Origin of the sequence: Clostridium disporicum, from assembly GCF_001405015.1 — a bacterium.
GTDB lineage: Bacteria > Bacillota > Clostridia > Clostridiales > Clostridiaceae > Clostridium > Clostridium disporicum_B.
In genome coordinates this window covers 37562-59415 of sequence record NZ_CYZX01000024.1, presented here as the reverse complement: position 1 = coordinate 59415, position 21854 = coordinate 37562, and the positions used below count along the sequence as shown (strand labels likewise).

The 21854-nt window shown below is 28.3% G+C and carries 18 protein-coding genes, 2 tRNA genes and 1 pseudogene; 7 read left to right on the top strand and 14 right to left on the bottom strand.

What is annotated here, in order from left to right:
* Positions 1-104 precede the first annotated feature (104 nt).
* Positions 105-443, bottom strand: coding sequence for a hypothetical protein (locus ARA56_RS14110; protein WP_055267781.1), 339 nt, complete (start codon positions 441-443; stop codon positions 105-107).
* 220 nt (positions 444-663) lie between these two features.
* Here ARA56_RS14110 and ARA56_RS14105 point away from each other — a divergent pair.
* Together ARA56_RS14105 and ARA56_RS14100 are read left to right on the top strand one after the other, a co-directional pair.
* Positions 664-739 (top strand) — tRNA-Met (locus ARA56_RS14105).
* 98 nt (positions 740-837) lie between these two features.
* Positions 838-1623: a histidinol-phosphatase gene (locus tag ARA56_RS14100; protein ID WP_055267779.1), complete on the top strand. Its 786-nt coding sequence runs from the start codon at positions 838-840 to the stop codon at positions 1621-1623.
* Between the two features lie 26 nt (positions 1624-1649).
* On the opposite strand, the gene ARA56_RS14095 is transcribed toward ARA56_RS14100, so the two are convergent.
* The 5 genes from ARA56_RS14095 to ARA56_RS14075 form a co-directional block, all read right to left on the bottom strand.
* On the bottom strand, positions 1650-2732 hold the full coding sequence (locus ARA56_RS14095; RefSeq protein ID WP_055267778.1) for an ABC transporter ATP-binding protein: 1083 nt from the start codon (positions 2730-2732) through the stop codon (positions 1650-1652).
* A 17-nt stretch (positions 2733-2749) separates the two neighbouring features.
* Positions 2750-3676 carry a sugar ABC transporter permease gene (locus ARA56_RS14090; RefSeq protein ID WP_055267776.1) on the bottom strand — a complete coding sequence of 309 codons (927 nt, stop codon included), beginning with the start codon at positions 3674-3676 and terminating at the stop codon, positions 2750-2752.
* 12 nt (positions 3677-3688) lie between these two features.
* Complete coding sequence (locus tag ARA56_RS14085; RefSeq protein WP_207642911.1) at positions 3689-5776, bottom strand: ABC transporter permease subunit; 2088 nt, start codon at positions 5774-5776, stop codon at positions 3689-3691.
* 43 nt (positions 5777-5819) lie between these two features.
* Positions 5820-6281 carry a hypothetical protein gene (locus tag ARA56_RS14080; RefSeq protein ID WP_055267774.1) on the bottom strand — a complete coding sequence of 154 codons (462 nt, stop codon included), beginning with the start codon at positions 6279-6281 and terminating at the stop codon, positions 5820-5822.
* Between the two features lie 222 nt (positions 6282-6503).
* Positions 6504-7829, bottom strand: coding sequence for a sugar ABC transporter substrate-binding protein (locus ARA56_RS14075; RefSeq protein WP_055267772.1), 1326 nt, complete (start codon positions 7827-7829; stop codon positions 6504-6506).
* A 446-nt stretch (positions 7830-8275) separates the two neighbouring features.
* On the opposite strand from ARA56_RS14075, the gene ARA56_RS14070 reads away from it, so the two are divergent.
* On the top strand, positions 8276-9505 hold the full coding sequence (locus ARA56_RS14070; RefSeq protein WP_055267770.1) for a helix-turn-helix transcriptional regulator: 1230 nt from the start codon (positions 8276-8278) through the stop codon (positions 9503-9505).
* A gap of 126 nt (positions 9506-9631) precedes the next feature.
* A complete protein-coding gene (locus ARA56_RS14065; protein ID WP_055267767.1) occupies positions 9632-10075 on the top strand; it encodes a pyridoxamine 5'-phosphate oxidase family protein in 444 nt (147 codons plus the stop codon).
* 110 nt (positions 10076-10185) lie between these two features.
* Here the strand turns inward: ARA56_RS14065 and ARA56_RS14060 are convergent, their stop codons facing one another.
* The gene (locus tag ARA56_RS14060; RefSeq protein ID WP_055267765.1) at positions 10186-10971 is read right to left on the bottom strand and encodes a CAP domain-containing protein; all 786 of its coding nucleotides are present in this window, start codon (positions 10969-10971) and stop codon (positions 10186-10188) included.
* Positions 10972-11336: 365 nt separating this feature from the next.
* On the opposite strand from ARA56_RS14060, the gene ARA56_RS14055 reads away from it, so the two are divergent.
* Both ARA56_RS14055 and ARA56_RS14050 read left to right on the top strand, forming a co-directional pair.
* Positions 11337-11412 (top strand) — tRNA-Met (locus ARA56_RS14055).
* Between the two features lie 748 nt (positions 11413-12160).
* Positions 12161-12757: a hypothetical protein gene (locus ARA56_RS14050; protein ID WP_055267762.1), complete on the top strand. Its 597-nt coding sequence runs from the start codon at positions 12161-12163 to the stop codon at positions 12755-12757.
* A gap of 177 nt (positions 12758-12934) precedes the next feature.
* Here ARA56_RS14050 and ARA56_RS14045 read toward each other — a convergent pair whose 3' ends face one another.
* The 4 genes from ARA56_RS14045 to ARA56_RS14030 form a co-directional block, all read right to left on the bottom strand.
* Positions 12935-14215 (bottom strand): HAD hydrolase family protein, encoded by a 1281-nt coding sequence (locus ARA56_RS14045; RefSeq protein WP_055267760.1) that lies wholly within the window; start codon positions 14213-14215, stop codon positions 12935-12937.
* 398 nt (positions 14216-14613) lie between these two features.
* Positions 14614-15987 carry an MATE family efflux transporter gene (locus ARA56_RS14040; protein ID WP_055267758.1) on the bottom strand — a complete coding sequence of 458 codons (1374 nt, stop codon included), beginning with the start codon at positions 15985-15987 and terminating at the stop codon, positions 14614-14616.
* A gap of 214 nt (positions 15988-16201) precedes the next feature.
* Positions 16202-17098: a multicopper oxidase domain-containing protein gene (locus tag ARA56_RS14035; protein ID WP_055267756.1), complete on the bottom strand. Its 897-nt coding sequence runs from the start codon at positions 17096-17098 to the stop codon at positions 16202-16204.
* 75 nt (positions 17099-17173) lie between these two features.
* Positions 17174-17968 carry a J domain-containing protein gene (locus ARA56_RS14030; RefSeq protein ID WP_055267754.1) on the bottom strand — a complete coding sequence of 265 codons (795 nt, stop codon included), beginning with the start codon at positions 17966-17968 and terminating at the stop codon, positions 17174-17176.
* 298 nt (positions 17969-18266) lie between these two features.
* On the opposite strand from ARA56_RS14030, the gene ARA56_RS17055 reads away from it, so the two are divergent.
* Positions 18267-18395, top strand: a complete 129-nt coding sequence (locus ARA56_RS17055; protein ID WP_269144370.1) for a hypothetical protein — start codon at positions 18267-18269, stop codon at positions 18393-18395.
* A 128-nt stretch (positions 18396-18523) separates the two neighbouring features.
* On the opposite strand, the pseudogene ARA56_RS14025 reads toward ARA56_RS17055, so the two are convergent.
* The 3 genes and pseudogenes from ARA56_RS14025 to ARA56_RS14015 form a co-directional block, all read right to left on the bottom strand.
* Positions 18524-19443, bottom strand: a pseudogene (locus ARA56_RS14025) (DUF2935 domain-containing protein).
* A 142-nt stretch (positions 19444-19585) separates the two neighbouring features.
* Positions 19586-21142 (bottom strand): ABC-F family ATP-binding cassette domain-containing protein, encoded by a 1557-nt coding sequence (locus ARA56_RS14020; protein WP_055267753.1) that lies wholly within the window; start codon positions 21140-21142, stop codon positions 19586-19588.
* 122 nt (positions 21143-21264) lie between these two features.
* Positions 21265-21819, bottom strand: coding sequence for a DUF3867 domain-containing protein (locus ARA56_RS14015; RefSeq protein ID WP_055267751.1), 555 nt, complete (start codon positions 21817-21819; stop codon positions 21265-21267).
* Between the last annotated feature and the right edge of the window lie 35 nt (positions 21820-21854).

The window sequence follows — 21854 nt, the reverse complement described above, 5'->3', positions numbered from 1 at the left end:
AAGTTTTTCATATTATTACTATGCGCAAAAAAGGAAGTTCAAATTCGAACTTCCTTTTCTTTATCGGCAAATATCAAATTTTTTTTGATACAGCCCCTTTCCTTCTAATTTATATAAACATATTTACACTCTTCTAAATTAAAGTAATCTCTAAATTCAAATTTGCATGTACGATTAAATTCTTCTTCATTCCAGAAGTTAGTACATATAATATTACTTGTGTCTATGAGTTCTCTTACTTCTAAATAATCTATTAAATTCTTATTTTCATTAATATAGTACTTAAGGCATTTTAATATTTCAGGATCTTCATTAGTTACTTCTAAACTTTTTGGATCTACGTTAAATTTTAAATCTCTCACCCAAAAAGCATTGTCACTTCCTATTCTTTCTGCTATGCTATTATCCTTATCTATTAATAGTGATTCAATTTTTATTTTCATTTTGACCCCTCCAACTCCTTTTGTATACCTTTACAATATATATATTCTATATTTATTGCTATAATTACTTTCTAGTTTAATTTCTATTAAAATTACTAACATATTTTTTTAATCAAATTATAAATAAATTTTAGATTGTATGGAATATTATTACGTTTTATGAGTATACTATAATATAAAGATTTCAAATTCTTATTTTTAAAATCGTAATATTTAATATCGCGGGGTGGAGCAGTAGGTAGCTCGCCGGGCTCATAACCCGAAGGTCGGAGGTTCAAGTCCTTCCCCCGCAACCATAAACCTTACATTATTATGTGAGGTTTATTTTATTTACTTTTATATAATATATTTATAAAATTATATTATAATAAATTATTTTTAGGAGATTTATATTATGCATAAAGTAAATTATCATACTCACACATATAGATGTGGACATGCTATTGGAACTGAATTAGATTACTTAAATTCTGCTTTAGAAAATAAATTAAATATACTGGGATTTAGCGATCATGCTCCATATCCTGATGATAGATTAAATTTAACTAAAGATACTAGAATGGATTATTCAGAACTTCAAGACTATATCGATACTATTAGATATTTGCAAATAAAATATAGAAATAAAATTAAAATTCTAATAGGTTTAGAAATAGAATATGATGAATCAGTCTATAGTTACTACAATTATCTCTTAAATTACTTAAGCCTTGATTACTTAATCTTAGGACAGCATGTATTCTTATCTAAAGGTGAATTATTACATACTTTCTCATTAAATTCTACTGATTCCTATGTCGACTATGCACTATCAATTTCTAAAGCATTAGAAACTAACTTTTTTAAATTCTTAGCCCATCCTGATCTTATATTTATAAATAATCTATCATGGGATGAAAATTGTGATAGAGCATGTGAAATAATCATAGAAAGTGCAATAAAGCATGATACTATACTTGAACTTAATGCAAATGGCTTCAGAAAAGGAATAATGTCATTTCCTGATATAGATAGATATCCTTATCCACATAATAAGTTTTGGGAAAAAGTTGCTAAAACTAATTTGAAAGTTATAATAAACTCTGACTGCCACGACCCTAAATTTATGTGGGATTCATGTATGGATCAAGCGTATGAATATGCTAAAAAATTAGGGCTTAATATTATATATGAAATATAAATAAAGTGCGAGCTAAGCTCGCACTTTTAGTTAATTCTTTCTTCAGTTTCAGCGTCAAAGAAATGTAAAGCTTCTAAGTCAAATCCAAATGTATGATTTTCTCCAGCTTCATATTGATAATGTCCTGGAACTGTTATAACCATATCTTTTCCACTCTTTAATTTAACAAATAAAGTCTTTTCTTTTCCTAATACTTCTATTACATCTATTGTTCCTTCAAATTTATCTTTAGTCTCTCCGCTTACAAATCTTTCTGAACGAATTCCTAAATAAACTTCTTTACCTATATGGTTAGCTAAAGCTTTTAAATCCTTTTCTGATGGAGTTACAGATATAAGACCATCTTCTGAAATAAATTTCTTACCATCCATCTTACCTTTTATCATATTTATTGTTGGAGAACCAATAAATCTAGCTACAAACATATTTTGTGGCTTTTCATAGAATTCATATGGCTTACCAACTTGTTGAATCTTACCATCATTCATAAGAACTATCTTAGTTGCCATTGTCATAGCTTCAACTTGGTCATGAGTAACGTAGATACTTGTAGTTCCTAATTGCTTGTGAATTCTAACAAGCTCAATTCTCATATGCTCTCTTAACTTAGCATCTAAGTTAGAAAGAGGCTCGTCCATTAAGAATACGCTTGGTTTTCTAACTATAGCTCTTCCTAATGCAACTCTTTGTCTTTGACCACCAGATATATCGGAAGGCTTTGAATATAAATAATTTTCTATTTGTAATAATTTTGCCGCTTCCATAACACGTTCATTTATTACATTTTTTCTTTCTTTTCTCATTGATAAAGAAAATGCCATATTATCATAAACAGTCATGTGAGGATATAATGCATAGCTTTGGAAAACCATTGCTATATCTCTATCTTTAGATGCTAATTTATTAACTCTTTTTTCTCCAAATAAAAGATCTCCTTCTGTAATAGAGTTAAGTCCTGCAATCATTCTTAATAATGTAGTCTTACCACATCCTGATGGTCCTAAGATTACACAGAAATCCTTATCTTCAATTTCTAAATTTATATTTCTTAAAGTAAAATCTTCTCTACTTTCGTATTTTTTACCTATATTATTTAATGTTACCTTCATATCTACTCACTCCTATCCTATCCTTTTGTAGCACCATTTGAAAGACCTGATACTAGTTGTTTTTGTAATGCAATAAACAGTATTACTATTGGCACAGCCGCTAAAAGAGCTCCTGCTGCAAAGGCTGGTTGGTTAATTGTACGCTCATCGTTTACTAACGTATATAATCCTACTGACAATGTATAATCTGCAGGTGTAGTTAATAAAACTTTTGATAGTAGAACATCCATAAATGGTCCTATAAATGACCATAATGCAATAATTGCTAACATTGGTCTTGCTATAGGCATTATTATAAGTCTATATATTTTCATACTAGAACATCCATCAATTTTTGCTGCGTCATCTAATTCAGTTGAAATAGAATCTAGATATCCCTTTAAGATAATTGTATTCCCTGCAATCCCTGTACCTGCATATATAAGTATAAGCATCATCTGTCTAGTAAAGGCTGGAACCATATCAGATGCGATTGAGTACATAGTAAAATATGCCGTTATACCAACGAATTGTGGTATTGTTTGTATAAGCATTATTGTCATAAGAGATACTTTCTTACCCTTAAATCTATATCTTGAATAAGCGTATCCTGTAAATGAAACAATTAATACTACTAATATAGCAGTTACAACACTTATAAATATTGTATTACCCATCCATTTTAAATACATTGTATTTTCAAATAGATGTTGGAAGTGTTTTAGAGAAAAACTAAATCCAGCATTAAGATTTAACCTTTTTCCTTGCTCACCATTAAATGAAGATATTATAATTTGCAATATTGGCCATATTACAGCTAATGCCCAACCTATTAAGAATACGTAAGATATTCCTAGAGCAATTTTCCCTCCTAAAGTAAGAGGTTGTTTATCTGAAAGATAAAGATTGCTTTTCTTTTTCTTCTTTAATGAACTTTTCTGTTTAACATTGTTTGTTTCTAACATACCGTTACCCCCTTACTCCTTTTTAAATACTTCCGTATTTCTATATCCAATATAAGCTATTATTATAAGAGCTATAGAAACTATCATAGTTATAGCAGCACCTAAAGCTTGATATTGATTTTCTAAAGTCAGCTTATAGATGTATGAAATTAGAAGGTCTGTAGAACCTGCTAAGTTTCCATATACCGATGGATTAAATGGTCCACCATTATTAAATAACCATATGATTGAGAAGTTGTTAAAGTTAAATGTATATTGCCCAACTAAAAGTGGAGCTGTTTGGAATAATACTAATGGTATCGTAATCTTTGATAATTTCTTAAAGCTTGTAGCTCCATCTATATCAGCAGCCTCATAAAGTTCTTTATTTATAGATTGAAGAACTCCTGTTGATAATAAGAAAACATAAGCACTTCCAAGCCATGCTTGTATACAAATAAGTACTGACCTAGCTACAAATGTGTTATTTTTTATTGATAATCCTTCTCCAAAAATACTTTGTAGAGCCTGTGTTAATGCTCCATTTGGAGATGATAATATACTAAAGAATGTTATTGTTATAAATGCTGGTACAGCCCAAGGTAGTAGATATATTGTTCTAAATAATGTTTTACCTTTTATTCTATCATTGTTAAGAACTATAGCTAGAATAAATCCTAAAGCTATTGCTAATGTAGTAGCAACTAAAGTCCAAATTATTGTCCATCCAAGAATCTTCCAGAATACTGATCCTGCTAGTCCTTGTCCTAAAGCAATCATCTTATAGTTACTTAGACCTTCCCATCCAAATTTAGCTTGATGCTTTGGATCCATTCCTGTAAATGATAAAAGTATTGTAGTTGCTACTGGTATAAATACCATAAATATTGTAACAACTAATGCCGGTGCTGATACCATATATGGGAATCCATCTTCAAGTAAACTTTGCTTAGTTTCTATCCAAGTCCTTGTTCTTATTCCCCTTATTTCTTCTTTTTCAACTTTATTAACATCTTTAAAAGACAATAATAGTAATACTAATGCTAATACGATTAAAGTTATTGCAAGTATACCTTCAATCATAAAGATTATTGATCTATCAAGCTTTCCTGCACCTTCAGCTAATGTTATTAATCCTGCAATTCCCTCTCCTTTATAGTTACCATAACCTAATGCATATGGAATAGCCATTGTGTATATATAAATGCTACCTAAGAACATTATTATCGATTTTATATACTGCTTATTAAGTAATTGTCCCAATCCTGGGAATAAAATAGTTACATATGATTTCCATGGAATCTTCTTTTCTATCTCTATTGGATAAACTCTTCTAAGATCAGATACATTCACATTTACAGTATTAATTTTTTGTTTTAATGTTTTACTAAGTTCATATCTTTTATTTTTTATAACTTCTTCATTATAAGTTTTTTCACATTCAAAAGATTTTACCATAACAGATTCTCTATATTTTCTTTTAAGTTCCTTTATAGTATTTTCTTTTGCTTGTTTTGATATTAAACCTTCTTTTTGTTTTGCTTTTACCTCACTAATTCTATCATGTAAGTTTTTCTTTTCTTCAATTTTGAAATTCTTAAATTCTTTTTGAAATTTAGAATCTTTTTCTGAATTTATATTAGCTTTCTTAGCCTGAGCTTCAACTAACTCTTTATAAGTTTCTTTTGCAAAATCTAATATATGAGGTATTTGTGCAATCTCCATTTTATTTTGTTCGTATAAAAGTTCAGCATCATATGTTAAATCTACATACTTTTCATAAAAAGTAACCAATTGTTTAGCTTTAAATAATCTTACCTCTAAATTTTGTACTTTTTTTGGTAGAGAGCTATCTACCTTTCCTCTATATTCAGCAACTTTCTTATTAGTTTCTTCTAAGAAAGATTTTTCTCTACTTTTATATTCATTTAATTTTTTAATATATGGATGCTCCGCTTTTCCTTTTACTAACTCATTCAATTTCTTTTTTAATTCTTCTTTTTCATTACCCTTCGCACCTTCTATCTCATATTGAAGAGATGCAACTTCGTACAAGTATAAGTTTTTTCTATCATATTCACGGTCTAAATGATCATATAAATACATATCAAACTTTTTCAAGCTTTTTCCCCCTCCTTTAATGATTTCTCAATTACCTCTAATTTTAGAGTCTTCTTACGTTATAAATACATTTGCCTAAATAAATCATCATTAAAATTAAAGCAATATAGCCTATGCTACTTACTATAAAAAACATTGAATACCAAGATTCACCTATAATTGAGAATCCAAAGGATCCTATTAATAATACGGTCCATATTACTACATATAACTTATTTACCCTTAACTTTGTCAGTGTAATGTAACTATGTATAGCTAGTCCTATTGGAGTTATTATCTTAACAAAAAACGAAGACATACACATAGTTAAATATGTTTGATATAACTCTTCACTAGTTTCTCCTATCATAGCCGTATTTAAGTTTGGATTCGATAACCACATATCAAAAAATGCTGTGTCTTTTACTTTAAATATTGCTTCTAATGAGATTGAAAATATAATTAGTGCACATATTCCCACTAATGAATAAAATACACCCCTCGTCATCTCTATTTGATCTCTCATGTGGCCTCCTTTTTACAAGAAAAGGGGACTATGTCCCCTACACTTCTAGTTATTATTTATAATTATAAAATTTGATATCGCAAACTCCTTCTCATTTACGTTCGAATGAATGAGGTTCATGCTGGTAAATCACAGATTTAAAGACTTTCTTAAGGAAACTCCTCCTCACATCTGTTCGAATGAGTAAGTTCGATTAACTAAATCATAGATTTAGAATCTCACTTAGAAGCTTGACATCATTGCTTCGAATGAAGCTTTAACTTCGTTATATGCTGCTTCAGCATCTTTTGGTTGAGTTGATGACCATGATAATAAAGCATTTTGCCAAGAATCCCATACGCTACCCCATTCAGTGAATAGAGGTCTGTTTTCAGCTTTTTCATATCCAGCATAAGTTGCATCAATAACTTTCTTTTCTAATTCATCGATTCCTTCATAAGCAGAAGGTTCAACATTTTCTAATATCTTACCAGTATACTTGAATAATTCTTGAGCATTTGCAGGGTTAACTATTTCTTCAATAAATGCTTGAGCTACTGCCATCTTATCAGCATCTTCTTCAACTCTTGCATTTACACCAAGTCCCCATCCACCTTTCCAGTGAGTTAATGGATTTCCGTTAACAGTTATATTTGTTAGAGGAATAACTTCTAAGTTTGAAGCATCTCCAACTAAATCTTTAACACTTGTAGTTGCCCAAGGTCCATCGATTTTTATAACGTCAGTTCCACCAGTTTTGAATTGTTCTTCAATATATCCACCAGCTGCTTCTTTATCCCAAAGGTCAGTTTTATTTGTATCATGGAATTTCCAATAATCATATAAAGCTGTGAATAATTTTTGTTGATCTTCAGTTAATTCAGACCATTCTTTAGTAGCATCTGAATATAACTCACCAGCATCATTATGTCCTAATAATTCTAATTCAGCTGAGTTAGCAAAAGCAACTCCAAACCAGCAGTCATGTACAGTTGTTAATATTTGATCAGCTTCTACAGAAGTTAATTCTATAGATTTGCTAAAATCTATTCCAGCTGCTTCTGCATTGGCAACATTTACATATCCTATCAATGTTTCTATGTTATAAGGGAAAGCTAAATATTCTCCATCAACGTTGAAGTTTCCACCTAGTCCACCTTTGAAATCTTTAAATCCACCTACATTGTTAGCCATAGTTTCAGCATCTATAGCAGCTAAAGCGTTGTTGTTAGCTAGTCCATATAATCTATCTGCTGGTAAAGCAAATACGTCAGCAACGTCTGGGTTTGTTGGATCTGATTGGTCTAATACATCTAAGTGATCAAAAGATCCTGTTGTTATAAACTTAATATCAGCATTTGGATATTTTCCTATAACCGTTTCTTTAACTTGTTCATAGTAAGGTACCCATCCTTCTTCTACTTGAACAGTTAATTCAACTTTGGCATCGTTACCAGTAGTTTCGTTAGTTCCACCTTCTGATGTTTGTCCACCTTTATTACTTGAACCACATGCTACTAAATTTAATGTAGTAGCTGCTACAAGTAAAGTAACTAATAATTTCTTCATAATTAATTCTCCTCCACTTTTAATTACTAATTTATTTAAAGTTGTAAAACTTAAATACTTTTTTAACATTTACTAAATCGTTTTTAGAAATTAATACAAACGGCCTGTCCTATATTTAGTACCGTTAAAATTCACCCTAAAAATTTTACGGTACCGTTTCCATTTTTGTCGAAAAATAATATGTAACCTCAATGTAAACTTTATCATGTTTTTGGTTACACTTTTATTATATCAGCCTGGCAATTTTAGTCAATAGATTGTACAGATAATAATTGTGTAAAATTGTGGTTATTTTTTTTAGTTTAAGCAAACTTTTTCAACGTCAAATTTCACACTTTTTATGAAAATATATACTTTTTTTACATTTTAAACTCCTCTCTTCGCTTTAAATTTTTACCATTTTAATTTATAATTATTATACGACAACATATTAAAGGAGTTTTACTATGGACTTTTACAAATATAAAGATAATAAAAAAATAATTGGCTCTATAATTAAGCTTAATAGACTAAATCAAAATATAAGTCAAAAAACTTTATCAAAAGGAGTTTGTGTTGCTTCTTATTTAAGTCGTATAGAAAATGGTGATTTAATTCCAAGTGAAGAAGTAATATCTATTATATTTAATAGGCTTGGATTAACATTTAATGATTCCAAAGAATTTCTGGAAAAAGGGATTAATCGTTTAAAACTTTTTTTTGAAAGTCTTCATTTTAATGAATTTGATTTGACAAATGAGATTTTTAACGAATTAGAGTCTCAGGAAAATGATTATATTACATCCCCTCTTGTTATAGATTATTTTTTAGCTAAGCTTGCAAGATACTGTTCCACTCCAAATAGAGAAAAATTTGAAAGTTCAAAAGAGTTACTTCATTCATCCTTTGAATTACTGTCTCCACAACAAAAGTTTCTATATAACTTTTACGTAGGTGTAGATACTTTAAATCTTTCAGATAATAAATCTATTGGAAAAGAATTTATAGAAGAAGCTTTAACTTATAAAGATAATGGTCATTGTTATTACTGGCTATCTTATGCTTACAGAATAGAAAATAATCCAATAAAGTCATACGATTGCATAAAGAAAGCTTTAGACTTTTATGTAACAGAAGGAAACATTATAAGTATTATGTCTTGCTATGAAAAAATTGCTGAAGTTCATTTTATGCTAGATAACTATAGTGATGCCATTACTTACTTAAAAATATCATTAAGTATCGCTGAAAAGCTTAAGAATAGATATTTTATTGAACATTTAAATTCAATAATTTCATGGGCATACTATAGATTAAAAGAATACTCTACTTCATTAAATTATTTAAAAAATAATACTGGACTTGTTGACCATAGAATGTTAGTTCCTGATAGTATAACTAAATCTTTAATATATTTTTCATTAAATAATAAAACTTTATTAAAAGAATCAATCAATGAACTTCAAAATGCCCAATCCTTAGAACATATAAATAAGGATTTAGCTAATATAATATATAAATTATTCACTATATATATAGATGATGATAATTATTTAAAAAATCCTATGTGGGAAAATCTATTAATTTATATAATTGATAGTATGCATAAATTATTAGAACTAAAGAAAGTTTTTATTACCTTACTTAAGGAGTACTATATCTATAATAGAAAATATAAAGATGCTTTATTTTTATAATTTTAAAAGCAAGTAGTATAAAATTTCTTATATTACTTGCTTTTATTTACATAATTATTATACAATTTCAGCATTTCTTTCATATACTATAGCATATTATCTTAATAAAAAAGGAGCATTCCATGTATGGATATTTGTAATTATAAAAATCTTTCAACTAAAGATATTATTGCAATTTTAAACGAAGAGAAAATGTGCTATTTAGCTACAACTGATACAACAAATATCTCATCTGTACCTATGTGGTATGTTTTTGACTATTCAGATGATAATTTAATATTCTACTTTATAAGTAACAATACTAGTCAAAAAATTGATAATATTTATTATACTGGCATTGCAGGTATCACTTTATTACAACATCATCGCTGTAGAAAAGTAGAAAGTTATAAAACCATAATAGCAAATGGAACTACAACTGTTATTAATGATATTAAAGAAAAAATATCTATAATTGAAAAATTCAAAAATAAATATAATTGCATAACAAATTTTTCATGTATAGATACTTCTAATATAAAATTCTTTAAAGTTACCGTTTCTGAAATTACTGGTAGGTATTATTCTTAAAAAATATACTTTCTTAAAACAAAAAAATAGAGCCTATACTTAATATAGGCTCTATTTAAAAGTACATTTATGTTAAATTGGTATCTAGAACGCTTAATTAATTTAAAATATTATCTATAAAACTCTTGAGTTGCATAGACTTTATTTCCAATTTGATATACTCCTACTCCAATGCTTGTAAAGTCTGTAGATAGTATATTCTTTCTATGACCTGATGAATTCATCCAGTTAGTCATAAATTGGTTAGCTAATACTGTTGGATCAGTACCATCCCCCCCTAGGTATGCTATATTTTCACCCCATGAATTATATGAGACCCCATCAGCTTTCATTTGATCTGTTATATAATTACCATTTAAATCAGTATGACTGAAGTAATTATTATCTCCCATATCCTGAGATTTAATTCTTGCATATTTTTCCATTGTAGTGTTATAACTCAATGGTGCTACACCAGCCTTCACTCTTTCTTCATTAACTTTATTAAAGATAGCTTGTTCGACTTGTGCCATAAATTTATCAGATGCATTTGTATCATCTGTTACTGCATCTCCTTCATTTGTTGGAGGTGTAACTGTTGTATCATCTCCTGTTGTAGGTGGAGTAACTTCTGTATTCTCCTCTCCTGCTGGTGGTGTTACAACTGTATTGTCATCTGATGTTGGTGGCGTAACTGTAGTATCATCTCCTACTGTTGGTGGTGTTACTACATTATCATCTCCTGTTGATGGTTTTTCATCTTGCCTTGGCTTACAAGGTCTTTGATATTTATGCTTACAATGATGTCTATATGCTCCACCATTATTTGAGTCATAATATCTTGTAGCAGCACTTGCTGATACAGTTCCTAACATTGTAGCTCCAGCTATTACTAGCGCGATTATTTTAGATTTCATTTCCATTCCTCCTATAATTTGAACTATTATGTATAGTTCATTTTTAGTTCTAATGTACTTTTACGTCTTTACCAACTTGTCCACTTCATAATAACACATAAATTCTAAAATTATTATAGTGGACTACTTGTAATTAAGATTAAATTACCCTTGTAAATGAATCATTATCATATATGGAATATAGTGTGATGCAAACTTATATTTTCATAATAATATTATATTCTACCATTCTATCGTATTTTAGACTCTAAGGTATCTCTTGTCATCTTAAGGCTTAATACGCCATAATATCACTTTGACTTTAGTGCTTTGCTACATTATACTTAGGTCATAAGTTAATCAATGAAATGCATACAATTTAATATCGCGGGGTGGAGCAGTTGGCAGCTCGTTGGGCTCATAACCCAAAGGTCGTAGGTTCAAGTCCTGCCCCCGCAACCAAAAACAACCCTTATTCTTACTATAAGGGTTGTTTTATTTTTAGTTGATATAACTTATAAGCTTATATTAAATTGTAAAACCATTCTTTAGCAAATTACTTTTCCTAAATAACCATAATTATTATTCTTATTTTAAACTTATATAGACTATGGTTATTTATAGTATTATTATATGATTTACTATCATCATTACAAATATTAAAAATTACAAATATTAAAACGTTAATTTTTTATATAATTAAAAAGTGCGAAGCAAATTTGCAGCTTCGCATTTTCCCAATCGTTACTTTAACTTTTAATTAGCTAATTTTTGCTAAACCTGTCCTTTTATAAACTCAAATATAAGTTTTTTTAAAAAAACTTTTAATTTTATCTAATCATTTTTCTTGACTTTTTTATTATGTTTACATCCACAATTATTGGCTTTCTTTTCTTTTTCTTGTTGGCTTGCACATGAACAATCGTGTTTTTCACTCATATTAATTCCCTCCTAAAACCTGATGCCCTCTTGGTACAGTACTATTATCTACAAAGTCTAAGTATTAATACCATGAAAATAAATCCTTTTTTATGATTTTATTGAGATAATTATATTAATCCTAATTCTTAATATTTGATTATTACCTCTTTTTTATATGAACTTCAAAAGCTTGTTAATTGGTTACAATAAAATTCAAGGTATCATTTTTCTTGTTTAACACATAATAATAATAGATATTTTATCTAATACTATTTTTTAGGAGGTTAATATGAAAAAGCATAAGAGTGAAAAGATACACCAAGTAGTTCATGATAATGATAGAAAACTTAATTTACATGAAATAAAAGCTGAAACCGGAGCTGGTAATGGATTCAAATCTTCAGGCGAACAATCTAAAGTTCCTATACAAGATACTTATGAAGCAAGTAGTAAAAGCGAAAAAATTCAAGAAGCAATGTCTAATTCTGAAGGGAAAATTAATTTACATACTATAAAGGCTCAAACTGGTGCTGGTAATGGTTATAATAATACTGAACGTGCTTCTGAAATTTCACCAATTAAAGACACATTTGTTAACACTAATAAGTTTCATAAGATTCACCATGTTGTAAGTAATATCGAAGGTAAAGCAAACTTACATAAAATAAAGGCTCAAACTGGTGCTGGTAATGGTTATATTACCCAAGAAGATTTAAAAGATAATATAAATACTCCATCTTGCGATTCTAAAAATCCTGAACCCATTTACGGAACTACTCACAAGAGTAACCATATTCATGCAGTTATCCATGCTAATGATAGAAAATTAAATCTTCATCAAATCAAACAAAAAACTGGTGCTGGAAGTGGTTATAAGCATCAATAATTAATATTTTTAAGTAGGCATTCCTATGACAAAACATAAAAGCGAAAAGATTCATGAAGTAGTCCATAAACATGATAAGAAATTAAATCTTCATGAAATAAAAGAAGAAACTGGTGCAGGTAACGGTTATAAAAAATAATTATATAATTAATGGAGGCATAAATTTGCCTCCTTCTTTTAATACTTGTGCCAAAAATAAGGTCTATAAATTTTTCTTAGCTTTTTAACTACTTCATTAGGATCATTTTTACTTATATAATTTTGAAAAACTTCATTATCTTTTTCAAAGACTAGTGTACTTTTTGCATCTGTTAAGCTTTGAACATACTTAATCATATTTTCCTTAATAGCTTTTTTATTATAAATCTTAATATAAGTATATCCTGGATAATCATCAGAATCATATTTTAAAACTTTAAACTCTTTTGTATATCCTAACCTTTCTAATTCTTCATATAAAGATTCTATTTTTTCAGTCTCATCAATAAGCATTAAATAAACCGCTCCATATCTATCTGGTAATTCCTCTTTTATATAATTACGGTAAGGAGACGACCTTAAGTTATTATATATATCACTTTCCACCGGATTTTTAAAATCCCCATAATAAATCATAACAGAATCTTCTACTACTGTATTTATAAAGCAATGCATATTTCTAGCCTGAATTAAATCTACAAGTTTCTTAGTTTCTTCATGAGTCATTTCATACACTTTTAAGTATTTATTTTCTTTCATATCAAATAATATAGCTCCATCCATAGCTATAACAGGTAAATTTAATCTTATATCTTGTAATGATGTAACTAATGCTCCAGGAGTTTTCATAGTTGCAATTGTTAATTTAACTCCATCATCAAGCATTTTATTTAACTCAATCTTACTATATGAAGTTAAAGTTTCTTTCATATTTAATAATACTTTATCTAATTCGGCTACAAAAAGTAAATCATTCCTTCTTTTCCTCGGTAGCTCAAATGTATTTATGATAAGTGCTAAACCAATACCAATCATAGTATCCATCATTCTATTAAATACAAATAAATATGGATTTTTATCTTTAAGATGGTTAACTACTATACTTAAAAATACGACACAGGAAAAATACGAAGCATTTTTCTTATTAAATATAACTGTGGTATAAATAATTGGAATTATTAGTAATGATATTGTTATATATCTAAAAAGCTCATTATCAAATGGTATAACATATAACTCAACTAATATCATTATCAATCCATAAGCAGCTCCTATAAAAGTTCCTATAGTTCTTTGTATAGCGTTAGCCTTTGCATTGCTACTATAAGGTTGCATACACCACAATACAGACAATGCTGTATAAAAAGGTGTCCCTTGCTTCCCTCTTAAAAAATAAATAATGAATCCTAGCAATACTCCTATCGAAGATTTAATAATTCGCATTCCTATCGGAGGAAGTGCTATTTTTCTTTTGTTCATTTAAATATCCTCCATATATCTATTAGTTTTAACTTTTGTTTAAATATATTATAATTATATAAAAATTCTCTAAAAACCATAATAATTATAATTATAAAGTTAAAAAATTACTAGTTAATTTATTCCAAATATACAGAGATAATATTCATATTTAATAGCTTCTTATTAATATTACTCTTCTCTTTCGCATCCTTCTTACCTATAAATACTAAACTCATTAGGCATATAAATTATTAGTTCTAAGTGCTTATCTTTTATCAGTTAATTAGATTTTAAAATTAACATATCAATAAAATTATAAATTTGTGCATTTATCTCTCTTTTATTTAATTCTCTGTAATCAACAAAAAAGTGTAGATATCTCTATCTACACCTTATATTCTTAATTCTATAATTATTTATCTAACCTGTTCTAATGTATTTAATCCATTTTTATAACCTTGTATTAATGGATTCTTATAAAATGAATATGATAATTGTAATAACATAAAACACCAAATAATTGGTTCACAAATAATAACTCCAAGATATTTTAGGCTTGGTATAAATAATGCTACAAATAAACATTTTCCTAAAAACTCAATTATGCTAGATGCTAAAGGAACAACTTTTTTTCCTAATCCTTGAAGAGAATTTCTTAAATTTAAAAGCATACCTAATATCGCATAAAATGGTGCATTAATTATCAAGTATAAAGCTCCATTATTAATTACAGTTGGTTCAGTTGATCCTGATAACACTTTTACTAAAGTAGATGCACTAAATAATAAAGCTACAGTTATTATTGCACCCCAACAAATAGCCATTATATTTGCAACTTTTACACCTTTACGAATTCTTTCATATTTTTCTGCTCCTTTATTTTGAGAAACAAAAGTAGATAATGCTAAACTCATAGTCGCAACAGGCATAGTACAGAAGCTATTAAGCTTTCTTGCAGCAGTATGCCCTGCTATAGTTAAATATCCTAAACCATTAATTGCAGTTTGTAATATAACTGTTCCTGTTGATACAATAGATAACATTAATCCCATTGATAAACCTTGACCTGCTAACTCTTTATATAAATCTTTTTCAACTTTGAAACATTCTTTACTAGGAATAAGTATTGGACATTTCTTTATTATATAAATCAAACAAAGAATTGCTGATATACCTTGAGCAATAACTGTAGCCACTGCTGCTCCAGCAATCCCCATATTAAATTGAGTAATAAATATTAAATCTAAAACTACATTTATCACTGATGAAATAATTAAAAATACTAATGGCATTACGCTATTACCTATAGCTCTTAATAAACCTGCAAATAAGTTATATGCAAACATTACTCCAACAAATAAAGTAATAACTGAAATATATGAATATGATTCATTTATAATATTGGCTGGTGTATTCAATAACTCTAATAACGGATATAAAAATAATCCTGATATAATCATGATAACTACTGTTACAATAGCTCCAATAACTAAAGATCCTGCAACTGATTTTTTAAGTAACCTCTCATCCTTAGATCCATAAGATCTAGCGACTACTATACTTAATCCATTTCCAATTCCTAAAGCAAACCCTATAAGCAACTCATAAACTGCTCCACAAGCACCTATAGCTGCTAATGAAGTATCACCTAATACATTACCTATTATCATCGTATCCATTGTGTTATACATCTGTTGGAATACGTTAGAAATAAATATTGGAACTGCAAATAATACTAAAGCTTTCAATATATTTTTATCTCTAATTAAATCTACTTTAAATTTAAACATTAACCTCTCATCCCCCTCTTCATATACTCTTAATTACTTCTAATCAACCTTTCAAATTCTTCTATTCTTATCCATATTACTACTTAGGCTATACTCTAAGTCAATAGATTTTTAATTTTTGAAAATTAATCTTTAATACTCCTTAATAACATTAAACAATTAAATTTACATATAAAAATAGCTAGCCAATAAGCTAGCCATTATATTAAAAAATTTATTTTACATAGTTAACTGTGGTAAACATTCCTCCAACTCCTGGTGCTCCATTATTAGTAACGTGATGTGGCATATGGCAATGCATTGGCCATATACCAGGATTCTTAGCTATAAACTCAATATCCCATGTTTCACCTGATGCTACCAATATTGTATTTTTATAAATTTGTGTTTCTTTTCTTATAGGAAATCCATCTGCTCCTACTACTTTAAACTGATGTCCATGCAAATGTATCGGATGATGATGCATTTGTATATTTCCAAATCTGACTTTTACCGTATCTCCAAAATTTACAGGAAGAGGTTCGGTTAAAGGATAACACTTACCATTCATGGTAAAGAAATTAAATTCAGGCGCTTTAAAAGTTAAATTGTAAGTTCCTGGGTCAATATCAGCCCAAGGCAATTTATCCACCGCCCACTCCTGTAACAAAATTAAATAATCCTTATAATGCTTCTTTTTTAAATCTTTTGGATCATTAACAATAATTCCACCTAATAATCCTGCATTATCTTGAACCATTACATTAACATGAGAATGATACATATATGTTCCTGGTGGATTTGTAATCTTAAAATTATAATCAAAATATTCGTTAGGCTCAATAAAAGGTGATGGCTCTATTGGAGGTACTCCATCCATATCATTAGGTACATCTAATCCATGCCAATGTACGCTTGTCCTTTCTGGTAATTTATTTATTACCCTTATACATACATTATCTCCTTGATTTACTATTATAGTAGGACCTGGCACAGATCCATTATATCCCCATGCTTTTACATATAACCCTTTAATAAGTTCAAGTGTAACTTCTTCAGCAATTAAAGTAAAATGTTTAACTCCATCTACATACTCATAATCTAAGTTCTTAATCCCAGGTGTAATGACCATATTAACTCCAATTTTAAATTAATTCTTTCACTTTATTATATTAAACATCCAAATACATTATTAGTTATATTCTACCTAAAAAACAAACCTTTTTAATCTATTGTTTATTCCTTCTAAAACTCTTGGAAGAACTCTTAATATAGAAGGTAAAAATAAAGAAACTATAAAACCTATAGCACATAAAATAAATATCTTATACTGCACAGCATATCCAATGTAAATTTGATATCCATGAATAGAAGCACCTGCTATTGAAGCTATTATTATAGCCTTAGATGCAATCCAAGATATTAAGTTTAATATTTTACATAAGAATAAAATTATTGTTAATACAACTATTACTGGTATTGCTAATAGTTTAAATGGTAATTTAATTTCTTTAGCTATCGTAGACGATTCTTTTCTATTCTTAACTACTACCTTCTTATTAGCTTTTTTCATAGTTTTCTCATTCTCTACATCTTTAGTCTTTGACGACTTCTTATTATTACTTTTCCCCTTTTTTGCTGATGATATTTTTGAGTTTGATTTCCTTTTTTCTTTAGTTACTATACTTCTTTCTTCACTCTCATCAAATTCCTCCCCCTCAATACTACACTGAAAATTTTCTTCACTTTTATCTAAATCATCTTTTAACTCCTGTATTGAATCAGCCTCTTTAAAATCTATAATCATAGTTTGTTGATTCTGAATTTTTTCTCTTTCTAATTTTATTTCTTCATAAGCTTTATCAAATACTTCTATAAATTTCTTTGCTCTTCTTTCATCTTTAATCTCTTCTTTAAATTGCTTTACCTTATTATCATATGCCTCTTTTATTTCTTCCATAGTGGCATTTTCATCAACGCCTAAAATCTTATAATGTTCCATATTACCATCTCCATACTATAATTTATAATGTATCTTTTCAAATAGAAACAACTTATATCCTATCTTTTGTTTAGACATTATTATAACAACTTTTATAAATCATGTTAAAGGTAATTATCCCCTGTATTATTTACCCCTAATTTATATAACTATATAAAATTCAAATAGCTATTTTTCTCATAAATTAATTTATTTTATTTAATTATTATTTTTTATATTAAATAATCATATTTTCTTTCTAATAAACATAACTATAGATATATAAATAAAATGCTTAATTGTAAAGGAGAGTTTTTAAATGAGTATATATATTTTAGGTGATTTCATAAAAGTATGTAAAGCATTAGGGGTAGAGCCAACATGGGAAAGACTACATACATGGAGAAAAGAAATGTACAAATTTAATGATTATCCTATATATAAATAATAGCTAGCAAATTTGCTAGCTATTTCTTTATTAAATATATAATTATTATAAAATTCAAAATAATATAAAACTCTATATCTTTTGTCACCAAATGTGGTATAGCATATCATATTCCATAATGTAATTTGTTATTTTTTATAATTATTTAACAGTCTTATATAATGATTAGCTTCCCTTAATACATGGTCAGCAAGAAGTGGTAATATTATAGATTTTATTTTACAATCAAGTATTCCTCCTGCACCAGCTTCCTTGAACTCTTTTAACTTAGTTGTCTCTACTAATGTTTCATTTGTAATACTAGATATTGTCATATCACTCATATCACTTGCTTTTTTAATTAACTCACTATAATCATCTGCAAACTTTTCTGAAGTATCTATTAATTCATTTTCGCTAGGATCAAGTAATCCTCGAATAAATAAAGTATGTTCCATCATAATTTGATCCCAAATAATTCACTCTTTCTAACCTCTGAATTATTAAAATCCTCAATATCATCACCATTCTCAAGTAATTTTATATATGAACGATATAATTCAGCTTCACGTATTATATGTTCAATTAGTAAAGGATAATTTAATGTAAATAATTCACAACATAACATTCCATCTAAAATTCTCTTTTTTAAATCTATGAGCCCATCTAGCAATTTTATCCCTCTATTATTAAGTTGTTTCACATACTTAACTGTTTTATTATCAAAATCAATTTTATTTTTGCACTTTAACTCTTGTTCCATTGAGGTTATCTTAAAATTTATATTTATTGCCGTATAATACTGTGTCTTTTTTTCCGCACTTAAAGTATATTTAGTAAATATTTCTCCAGAATTTATTACGGATTCTATATTTACTCCTTGACTTACCTTAACTGTATCTAATAGTAACTTCTCAAACTTTATTTTGTACTCATCTGCTTCCTTAGAAAGTTTACTATTCTTAGGTGTAAATCCTGCCTCCAAGAAAATAGAATGCTCCTTCATTATTCGTGCAAAAAACAAATGTAATTCTAATGATAAAGTAATATATCTTTGACTACTTAACATATTTCTCTCCAATAAAAATTTTATTATATTATACTCCAAATCAGTAATTTTTGTTCATATAATGCAACTAAAAAACATCAATATACTTTATAAATTTTTATACTAAAAAAAGAGCCAATTAATTGACTCTTTTTTAGTTCTACTATACAACTTTTGTTGTCCACTCCTCACAGTTCCATATATCTGTTACAACATCTCTATAGAATTCTAGTTCGTGACATACTAGTAATATACTTCCTTTATATTCTCTTAAAGCTCTCTTTAATTCTTCTTTAGCTTCTACATCTAAATGGTTAGTAGGCTCGTCAAGGATTAGTATATTTGTTTCTTCATTTATAAGCTTACAAAGTCTAACCTTAGCTTGCTCTCCCCCACTTAATACACATACTTTACTTTCAATATGTTTAGTAGTTAATCCACACTTTGCAAGTGCTGATCTTATTTCGTATTGAGTTTTTGAAGGGAATTGTTCCCATACTTCTTCAATACATGTGTTATAGTTAGCTTCTTTAATTTCTTGCTCGAAGTAACCTATTTGTTGATAATCTCCTAAATGTACATCACCGCTTAATGCTGGTATTTTACCCATTAAGCTCTTAAGTAATGTTGTCTTACCAAGACCATTAGCTCCTACAAGAGCAATTTTTTGTCCTCTTTCCATATAAAGATTTAATGGCTTAGTTAATGGATCGTTATATCCAATTACTAAATCTTTAGTTTCGAAGATAACCTTTCCTGAAGTTCTTCCTTGTTTAAAGTTAAACTCTGGCTTTGGTTTTTCTGCTGCAAGCTCAATCATTTCCATCTTATCAAGTTTCTTTTGTCTAGCCTTAGCCATACCACTTGTTGCAACTCTTGCTTTATTTCTAGCAACGAAATCTTTAAGTTGAGCAACTTCTTGTTGTTGTCTTTCATATGCAGCTTCTAATTGAGCTTTGTTAGCTTCGTATATTCTTTGGAATTCATAGTAATCTCCAACATATCTAGTAAGCTTTCTGTTTTCCACATGATAAATTAAGTTAATTACTGAATTTAAGAATGGAATATCATGTGATATAAGGATAAATGCATTATCATAGTTTTGTAAAAATCTCTTTAACCATTCAATATGAGCTTCATCTAAGTAGTTTGTAGGCTCGTCAAGAAGTAATATATCCGGAGTTTCAAGTAATAATTTCCCTAATAATACTTTAGTTCTTTGACCACCACTAAGTTCAGTTACATCTCTATCTAAACCAACATCTAAAAGACCTAACCCCTTAGCAACTTCTTCAGCTTTGGCATCTATAACATAAAATCCATTATTATCTAACATATCTTGAATAACAGCTGTTCTTTCAAGAGCTTTATTCATTTCATCTTCATCCATTTCTCCCATTCTTCCATAAAGCTCATTCATTTCAGCTTCCATATCAAATAGGTATTGGAATGCACTTCTTAATACATCTCTTATTGTAAGTCCCTTTTCAAGCTCTGCATGTTGATCCATATAACCAACTCTAACTCTGTTACTCCAAATAACTTGTCCTTCATCTGGCATTAACTTACTTGTTATTATATTCATAAACGTAGATTTACCTTCTCCGTTTGCACCTATAAGTCCTACGTGCTCACCTTTAAGTAATCTAAATGATACATCTTCAAAAATAGCTCTGTCACCGAATCCATGACTTATATTTTTAACTGTTAAAACGCTCATCTTTCATCCCCCAGTATATTTAACTTATTCATCTCTAATTAAAAATAAGGAGTGATTTATAATCACACCTTATTTATTATACCTTAAATTATTTTAAAATAAATAGAAAGTTGTTGTAAGTTTTAGTAATCATATTCCTTTGTGTTTTCACAAATAGATATTTTTAAACTTCTTTCATCTACAACCTTTTTATATGAGCATAGGAATTCATTTAACTCAACATCAGTTAAATCAATTTTACCTTCACTTCTTATAATTACATCTACATCTTCAAGCCAAATATTTATATTATTTTTTTCATTTTTAATATAATATTCACTAGCAGCTCTAACTTTTATTCTTGATTTATACTTCTCTTGGAAGCTCATCATTCTTCTGCCTTTTTCATAATCATCAGGAGTAATATTATTTAATCCTAATGATTTCATTTGCTCTTCTAATGCTGCTGAATCAAAACCATATCTCTCCATAAGTTTCGCTTGTATCTTCATAAATTTATCTTGAGATATATTATTTTTCTCCATATAAGATGAAATCTCTCTATTGAAGTCAGCCATATTTATTTTACCTTCAGCCATTCTATAATATAAATCATAAATATAGCTTTCAAATTTATCTATATCTTTATCGTTAACTTTATTTTTTAATTCATTAAAATCAATTACCCTATCCATAATAACCTCCTTAGTGAATCAATTTTAATACATATTAT

Excerpts from the sequence above, each read along its gene's own strand:
- ARA56_RS14110 (WP_055267781.1), bottom strand. The coding sequence starts at position 443 with ATGAAAATAAAAATTGAATCACTATTAATAGATAAGGATAATAGCATA.
- ARA56_RS14100 (WP_055267779.1), top strand. The coding sequence starts at position 838 with ATGCATAAAGTAAATTATCATACTCACACATATAGATGTGGACATGCT.
- ARA56_RS14095 (WP_055267778.1), bottom strand. The coding sequence starts at position 2,732 with ATGAAGGTAACATTAAATAATATAGGTAAAAAATACGAAAGTAGAGAA.
- ARA56_RS14090 (WP_055267776.1), bottom strand. The coding sequence starts at position 3,676 with ATGTTAGAAACAAACAATGTTAAACAGAAAAGTTCATTAAAGAAGAAA.
- ARA56_RS14080 (WP_055267774.1), bottom strand. The coding sequence starts at position 6,281 with ATGAGAGATCAAATAGAGATGACGAGGGGTGTATTTTATTCATTAGTG.
- ARA56_RS14075 (WP_055267772.1), bottom strand. The coding sequence starts at position 7,829 with ATGAAGAAATTATTAGTTACTTTACTTGTAGCAGCTACTACATTAAAT.
- ARA56_RS14070 (WP_055267770.1), top strand. The coding sequence starts at position 8,276 with ATGGACTTTTACAAATATAAAGATAATAAAAAAATAATTGGCTCTATA.
- ARA56_RS14065 (WP_055267767.1), top strand. The coding sequence starts at position 9,632 with ATGGATATTTGTAATTATAAAAATCTTTCAACTAAAGATATTATTGCA.
- ARA56_RS14060 (WP_055267765.1), bottom strand. The coding sequence starts at position 10,971 with ATGAAATCTAAAATAATCGCGCTAGTAATAGCTGGAGCTACAATGTTA.
- ARA56_RS14050 (WP_055267762.1), top strand. The coding sequence starts at position 12,161 with ATGAAAAAGCATAAGAGTGAAAAGATACACCAAGTAGTTCATGATAAT.
- ARA56_RS14045 (WP_055267760.1), bottom strand. The coding sequence starts at position 14,215 with ATGAACAAAAGAAAAATAGCACTTCCTCCGATAGGAATGCGAATTATT.
- ARA56_RS14040 (WP_055267758.1), bottom strand. The coding sequence starts at position 15,987 with ATGTTTAAATTTAAAGTAGATTTAATTAGAGATAAAAATATATTGAAA.
- ARA56_RS14035 (WP_055267756.1), bottom strand. The coding sequence starts at position 17,098 with ATGGTCATTACACCTGGGATTAAGAACTTAGATTATGAGTATGTAGAT.
- ARA56_RS14030 (WP_055267754.1), bottom strand. The coding sequence starts at position 17,968 with ATGGAACATTATAAGATTTTAGGCGTTGATGAAAATGCCACTATGGAA.
- ARA56_RS17055 (WP_269144370.1), top strand. The coding sequence starts at position 18,267 with ATGAGTATATATATTTTAGGTGATTTCATAAAAGTATGTAAAGCATTA.
- ARA56_RS14020 (WP_055267753.1), bottom strand. The coding sequence starts at position 21,142 with ATGAGCGTTTTAACAGTTAAAAATATAAGTCATGGATTCGGTGACAGA.